Source organism: Bartonella sp. CE47NXGY (assembly GCF_042195415.1).
GTDB lineage: Bacteria > Pseudomonadota > Alphaproteobacteria > Rhizobiales > Rhizobiaceae > Bartonella.
In genome coordinates, this window is the sequence record NZ_JBHIOI010000050.1 from 1 (window position 1) to 6,495 (window position 6,495).

Annotated in this window: 11 protein-coding genes; 9 read left to right on the top strand and 2 right to left on the bottom strand. The window is 42.0% G+C overall.

Translation table 11 applies throughout. The features are described from left to right. The 8 genes from ACFIL3_RS08635 to ACFIL3_RS08670 all read left to right on the top strand — a co-directional run. Nucleotides 1-975: transglycosylase SLT domain-containing protein (locus ACFIL3_RS08635; protein ID WP_375682086.1), on the top strand; the 975-nt coding region annotated here is incomplete at its 5' end. Further along, on the top strand, nt 968-1,945 hold the full coding sequence (locus tag ACFIL3_RS08640; protein WP_375682087.1) for a tail fiber protein: 978 nt from the start codon (nt 968-970) through the stop codon (nt 1,943-1,945). The genes ACFIL3_RS08635 and ACFIL3_RS08640, both read left to right, overlap by 8 nt. A 9-nt stretch (nt 1,946-1,954) precedes the next feature. Continuing rightward, complete coding sequence (locus tag ACFIL3_RS08645) at nt 1,955-2,206, top strand: hypothetical protein (protein WP_375612617.1); 252 nt, start codon at nt 1,955-1,957, stop codon at nt 2,204-2,206. Nucleotides 2,207-2,223: 17 nt separating this feature from the next. After that, nucleotides 2,224-3,933: an alanine-zipper protein gene (locus tag ACFIL3_RS08650; RefSeq protein ID WP_375682088.1), complete on the top strand. Its 1,710-nt coding sequence runs from the start codon at nt 2,224-2,226 to the stop codon at nt 3,931-3,933. A 13-nt stretch (nt 3,934-3,946) separates the two neighbouring features. Next, entirely contained in the window at nt 3,947-4,612 is a 666-nt protein-coding gene (locus tag ACFIL3_RS08655; protein ID WP_375612619.1) for a lysozyme, read from the top strand. Continuing rightward, nucleotides 4,609-4,836: a hypothetical protein gene (locus ACFIL3_RS08660; protein ID WP_375612620.1), complete on the top strand. Its 228-nt coding sequence runs from the start codon at nt 4,609-4,611 to the stop codon at nt 4,834-4,836. Before ACFIL3_RS08655 ends, ACFIL3_RS08660 begins: the two co-directional genes overlap by 4 nt. Then, nucleotides 4,769-4,975 (top strand): hypothetical protein, encoded by a 207-nt coding sequence (locus ACFIL3_RS08665; protein ID WP_375646540.1) that lies wholly within the window; start codon nt 4,769-4,771, stop codon nt 4,973-4,975. Before ACFIL3_RS08660 ends, ACFIL3_RS08665 begins: the two co-directional genes overlap by 68 nt. After that, the gene (locus ACFIL3_RS08670) at nt 4,968-5,186 is read left to right on the top strand and encodes a hypothetical protein (protein WP_375630254.1); all 219 of its coding nucleotides are present in this window, start codon (nt 4,968-4,970) and stop codon (nt 5,184-5,186) included. Before ACFIL3_RS08665 ends, ACFIL3_RS08670 begins: the two co-directional genes overlap by 8 nt. A gap of 61 nt (nt 5,187-5,247) precedes the next feature. Here ACFIL3_RS08670 and ACFIL3_RS08675 read toward each other — a convergent pair whose 3' ends face one another. Together ACFIL3_RS08675 and ACFIL3_RS08680 are read right to left on the bottom strand one after the other, a co-directional pair. Further along, entirely contained in the window at nt 5,248-5,529 is a 282-nt protein-coding gene (locus ACFIL3_RS08675; protein ID WP_273787998.1) for a type II toxin-antitoxin system YafQ family toxin, read from the bottom strand. Nucleotides 5,530-5,542: 13 nt separating this feature from the next. Beyond that, nucleotides 5,543-5,818, bottom strand: coding sequence for a type II toxin-antitoxin system RelB/DinJ family antitoxin (locus ACFIL3_RS08680; RefSeq protein WP_375612632.1), 276 nt, complete (start codon nt 5,816-5,818; stop codon nt 5,543-5,545). A gap of 190 nt (nt 5,819-6,008) precedes the next feature. Between ACFIL3_RS08680 and ACFIL3_RS08685 the strand changes: the two genes are divergently transcribed. Then, nucleotides 6,009-6,377, top strand: coding sequence for a helix-turn-helix domain-containing protein (locus tag ACFIL3_RS08685; protein ID WP_273787997.1), 369 nt, complete (start codon nt 6,009-6,011; stop codon nt 6,375-6,377). The last annotated feature ends 118 nt before the right edge of the window (nt 6,378-6,495 follow it).

The window sequence follows — 6,495 nt, forward strand, 5'->3', positions numbered from 1 at the left end:
AATGTGAAGCGTGCTATCTCACAGGCAGCACAAAAATATGGTTTGCCAGAAAGCTTTCTTGAACGTGTTGCTATGATAGAAAGTAATGGTAATCCAAATGCAAGAAATAAGAACAGCAGTGCAGGGGGGCTGTATCAATTTCTCGATTCAACAGCAAAACACTATCAACTGAATGACAAGTTTGATCCCTTTCAAGCAACCGATGCTATGGCACGGTTAACGAAGGATAATACGCGTTATTTAGTCACAGCATTAGGCAGAGAGCCATCAGAGGCAGAGCTTTACCTCGCACACCAACAAGGACCAGCAGGGGCAGTAAAGCTTATCAAAAATCCACATATCCCAGCGAGCCAGCTTTTAGGTCGACAGGCAGTCACACTCAACGGTGGCAACATGGAAGCTACAGCAGGGGATTTTATGAATCATATTTATGGGCTTTATAATAAAACGGGAGATGCTTTGAAGAGAACGATACAGCAAAACCAAAGCAATGGACAAGCAGCACCAAACGAGGTGGGTCCTTTGCGTGGGTTTGAGAGGATTCAAAAGACACTTCAAGGTAATCAAGTGGGTCAAGGTGATCAAGGGGGCAACCAATTGATGGCATATGACACGCCATTCCCAAACAGAATGATGGCACCTGAAAGCAGAGACAATTTAACAGGACAGATTATGGAAACCACACCATTGCAAGCACAAGGTATTGATGCAGGTGCTCTTAAAAAGGGCTTTTCCGGTTTGCTTCATTTAATGAGAGAGAATGGAGAACGACAAAAACAGCAGGCACAGATGGTACAGCAACAAATGTTACAGCAACCAGTCATGGCGGGTTTCTCACAATCGACTGGGGGACCGACAGATTTAACACCTCTCATTGATCCTTCTAGGCGGCAATCTGTTGGTTCCTATGGGCGGCAAAAAGAAGAGCAATTGCGCGAAGAGCTATTAAGAAGAACGGGGGCTTATCATGTCTGATATTTATGACTGGTCACTCACAGCTGATCAAAATGCGAATTCCGATAGTATCATTAATTGGGCAGAAGGGCAGCCGCCTAGTTCTGTTAATGATAGTGCGCGGGTCATGATGCAGCGTATACGTGAATATCTTGCCGATAATGGTGGTTCTCTTGACTCAAAGTTTATTGTGAATGGAAAGGAACAAACAACATCAATCACGTTGACGACGGTGTCGCCGATAGCGAAATATAAAAACGATATCATTATCCGCTTTAAGGCGCGTGGTATAAATATTGGTACGACAACAATAAACATGAATAATATAGGAGCAAAGCCACTCTATAAAGCCACCAGCACGGGAATAGTATCATTGACAGGTGGTGAGTTACAAACAAATGGTATTTATGAAATAGTCTATAATGATGGCGTATCAACAAAAGGTCTTGATGGCTGGTATCTTTTAAACCCTACCCCCATTCCACCACCGAAGGTCGAAACCTTTCCTTGTGGTTTTATTGCGACCTTTGCTATGCAAGAAGTCCCAAACGGCTGGCTTTTATGTGATGGCGCTACTTATGAACGCAAAGATTATCCGCAATTATTCAAGGCGATAGGGGATAAATGGGGAAAAAACAGCGATACAACCTTTAAAGTTCCAGACTTTAGAGGAATGTTTTTGCGCGGCTTTGATAATGGTCGCGGTTTAGACAGAAGTAGACAATTTGCCGATATACAGCAAGATTGCCTTAAATCGCATACACATGCTTGTACCATTGAAGAGGCAGGTCAACATACGCATAAGCATGATTATTCTATGGTTACAAGAGTTGGTCAAATAGGTGGCAGAAATCCTGCTTTTGGTAATTCATATTATACAAAAGATACACAACCTGCTGGAGTGCACACGCATAAGGTAATGATTTCTTCAACGGGCGAGGCAGAAACACGCCCTGTTAATGTACCGGTTGTTTATGCCATAAAATCGTGAGTTTTTCAAATGATCAATAATCCGTCTGCTATTGATGATATTGCGGACGCGGAGCAAATCCGCGTCCTTTTTTATGCAAGCAATCGAATGGTTCATGCACCCTTAAATAAGGTACTTGATCTTGTCAAAAGCGACATACAGCATGATCTTTTAAGCGCTTTGGCAGAATATAAAGAAGCGACAGATAAACGCATAGAGATCATGCAAAAACTGATTGATGAATTGCAGTCCTCTCTCTCACACAACAAGACAACGAACTGATTAAGGAATGAAACGCGATGCCATTACCCTATCACACACATATATTTAAGCTTGAACCAGCAACAAAAGAAGAAGTCAAAGAAGGTGTTTTAGATAGTAAGGCTCTTGCACCTGTTTCAGTGGGGAGTGCAGCAGCTTATGAGGTAGAATATTTTGCAACCGCTGCTCAAGGAAAAAAGGCTGATGATGCTATTGCAAAGAGAGATATTGGAGCTCTTGCTTACAAAAATAAGGTCACAATTTGTGATATTGAAGCAAGTGGTGAAGCGCATGAGAATGCGATTTTATCAGGCGCTGGCTGGGTAAAAATATCGCCTTTAGGGATTGGCGATATGAAGGCTGCTACATATGATCCCGACAATGTGGGGGCAAATACATTTTCTATGGAAAATATGCACGAGGGTCCTACCAAAAAGATCTTAACCATAGAGGAAAGATCAAAGCTACGATGGTTGAGTTCTACGCAGCCAACGATGGAAAAATGGCGGAGGGGAGATGAAGGTGTTTATTATCCCATATCTCCGGTAGATCTCAAAAATACCATTAGTTATTTTGTAGGCTCAAAGTCTTTTGGTATGTCAAAATCAGTTTATGATCCAGATAAAATAGAAAAAGATGTATTTGATATGGAGAATATGAAGGAAGGGAAAAAGCATCTTATCTTAACTCCTCCAGAACGTGCACAGATTGCAAAAATTGATAAAGTTGAAGATGTTGCACAACAAGGGATTCATGTTGCAAGTGAAGCGAAGAACGTTGCAGATAGTGCATTAAGAACAGCAAATGATGCAAAAGCTTATGCAGTAGATGCAAAAAAAACGGCTGAGACAGCACAAAAAACGGGAGACAGTGCAAAAGCTGAGGCAAATATTGCGCAAACAGCAGCCGATAAAGCGCAAGATACAGCACATAGTGTACAGAAAAAAGTTGATCTCATTCAACCTCTTGCCAAACAAGACTGGATTGATGGCACAAAAACAGTGGATGCACTTATCTCACCAGCCAAACTGATGGCTTCAATCAAAGCAAATAGTAGCAATAGCAGCGGCGCTGGTAGCGGCAACAATGATGGCGGGGTTAGAAAACCTGTTGAAATTCTGATGACAGAAAGCGGAGATATTCCATTGCCTGATGGTATTACTGCTGACACCGATATCGAAGTATGGGCTTGGGGCGGTGGAGGTGGTGGCGTTAAGGATGGCGGCGGCGGCGGCGGTCAATGTGTGCATGTTAAAATGAAAGGTTCTGATTTAGATAAATTAAAAACAGCTTACATTGGTCGTGGTGGTAAAGGTAATGACAGTAACATTTTGTGCAATGGTGGTAGAACAATGATCAAAGGGCTTGTTACAGCAGAAGGAGGATATTCCGTTTCCATGACTCTCGTTAACTTTGGAGGGAAAGGCGGCGATGGAGGAGGAAACAGGGAGGGCAGCAGTGGTGAAAGCTTTATTTTTTCTGGTGGTAATGGTGGAGGGAGTGGAATAGACGGCAAGAGAGCTGGTACTGGTGGAAGTTCTTTTCTTGGCGGCGGCGGCGGCGGTGGCGGTAAATGTAAGGGTTCTATCATGGGGCAGGGTGGTGAGAGTTACAAAGGTGGTAACGGTGGTAGAGGTGGTAAAGAATGTGGCGGCGGCGGCGGTGGATATTTTGATGGGAAACACGGAAGCGACAAAATTGGCGGCGACGGCGGTGATGGAGCAGTACTCATAAAGGTATATTTATAAGGTGAATTGAACAATGGCACGGAAAATAAGTAAAGACTGTTTATACTGTTTAAAAAAGTGGGAAGGTTTGCGCTTGCAGGCTTATCAAGATGCTTCTGGCATATGGACGATTGGTTATGGTCATACGAAAAAAGCCGGTCAACCAACAGTTGTTGAGGGTATGGTGATTACAGAAAAAAAAGCTGAAAACATGCTTTTAGCAGATTTGCGGCAATATGAGAGGGCGGTAGAAAAAGCAGTTTGTGTGAATTTAAGCGACGAGCAGTTCGGCGCTCTTGTTTCCTTTTGTTATAATGTGGGTATTGCAGCTTTCCAAAACTCTACATTGCTTAAAAGGCTTAATCGGGGGGATTATGAAGCGGTACCAACCGAATTGCAGAAATGGACCAAAGCGGGAGGCAAACGTTTACAAGGTCTCGTACACCGGCGTGTAGCAGAGGCAGGGCTATGGGCGAAAGGGGCTTATGTTTCTTCTAATTATCAAACAGTAGAAACGAAACAACCAACAGGGTTTCTCAAAGCAGAAGCATTGGCACCGATTATTGGTTCTTTCTCAGGTCTTGGTGGGTTTTTAGCGGGCAATGGACCAATCCAATGGGCTTTAGCCGCCATTATGGTTTTAGCGGCATGTACTGGCATTTTCTTTGTTGCTAAACGCTTTCAGGAGCACCGCCTATGATCTTATGGATGAAAAGAAACTTGATGGTAACAGGTGCGGCTTTAGCCGCTTTTTTTATTGCCTTAGCAAAAGCTTTTACTCTTGGGAAAAAAGTAGAGCAACAAAAGCAAACAGAAAAAGCTTTAAAAGCAGCCACAACACGGCTTGAGGTGGAAAGTGAAGTTAATCAAAAAAGTGATGCTGATATGCGTGCTGCTCTCTCTCACTGGTTGCGCGACAAATAAATATGCTTCTTCTTGTGTTGGTTGGTTACCTATTTATTTAAGCCGGCAAGATCTGAACGCCATCAGTTCCAATTTAGCAAGAGAGATCTTAAAGCACAATAATCTAGGTGAACGCTTGTGTGGGTGGAAACATGGTTAGAAAAAAATCCAAAAAACACACAGAGCTTACAGAATCAGAAAAAGAAATGCTTCAAGAAATGATCATCACCTATCAAAGCGTGAAAATGATGTCTCGCTTGATGAAGTGGATAGCATTTTTTCTTTTTTTGCTTATCCTCGATTTTGCACGCCTCATGGACGCGCTAGATAATGTCATTGCACATTTAAAGCAGTGGTTTTCAAAGAACTGAACAACTGTCATAAAAGAAAAAATTTCGTAAAATTCTTTATTACTATGAATTGGAGATCCAATTATAAACGCAGTTCAGAATGGGAACCAAGTCGTAAAAGCTCTAGTGTTTTGGCATCTGGCTTTCGATAGATCAAAACTAAATCCGGCTTTATGTGACAATCACGACAATTGCGCCACTGACCTGTTAGTGCATGATCTCTCCAATGCGCCTTTAGCGGTTCATTCTCCGCTAACGCTTTGACCACAAGCAGCAAATCCTCCTCTAGTGCATTAGCATATTTACCTTTGCTTTCACGTTTAAGGTCACGGCGGAATGAACGCGTATAGACAATTTCCCGCATAGCAAGCTTAGGTTTACTTTTCAGATTTACGTGCTTCGGTTCTATCTGAGCGTATCATGGTCCTTAAGCCGTCTAATGATGTACGTTCGACGCGTCCCATTTCGGCATCCTCGATAGCTTGTAATGTTTCCGGATTTGGTTGGAATAGATCAAGTGGTAATGCTCTATCTCTAGCAATGCGGGTCATAAACATGCGCACTGCATCCGATATAGTTAAACCCGTAGACTTAATAACTGCACTTGCAATTTCTTGAACTTCATCAGGTATGCGGGCTTGAATTTTTCCCATTACTAAACCTCCTACTTAATTGTACTACAATGTACTACATTTCAAACCTATGTCAAGAGATTTATCCGTCATGCTATACAACCTTGTGTATTAAGGAGGGTAGGAAGTCAATTTTTAAAAGGAGCTAACCAAAACCTGAGAATTTCTGCTAGAATCACGAGAGAGCTTCTTTTTTAATAGGATTTTTTAGATGCCAACACCATTTGGTAAAACCTTACGCAAACTTCGCATTGATCATTCAGAACGCCTTTTAGATATGGCTAAAAAATTAGATATATCTGTAGCATTTTTATCATCTGTAGAAATTGGCAAAAGATCTGTTCCTGTAGGATTAGAGGAAAAGATAATTGAACTCTATACTTTAGATCAAGAGGTAGCAGAAATTTTGAGAAGAGAATCGGATGCTTGTCGTAAAAGCTTCACTATAAAGCCTTCTAATCCGTTGAGTCGTGAAATTGTTGGCATGTTTGTTAGAAATTTACATAATCTTTCACAACAGGATTTAGCAGAATTTAAAAAATTATTAGAGAAAGTTAGCAAACAAGCATGCGCTTCGTAGAAGCATGTTCGAGAATCCTATTCCCGAACCTTTATTTACGAATCCCGCACCTTGAAAAAACACACATGAAATCAATAAGTTATAGCACCATAAAAGTGCTGTGGCGGAGGGGGTGGGA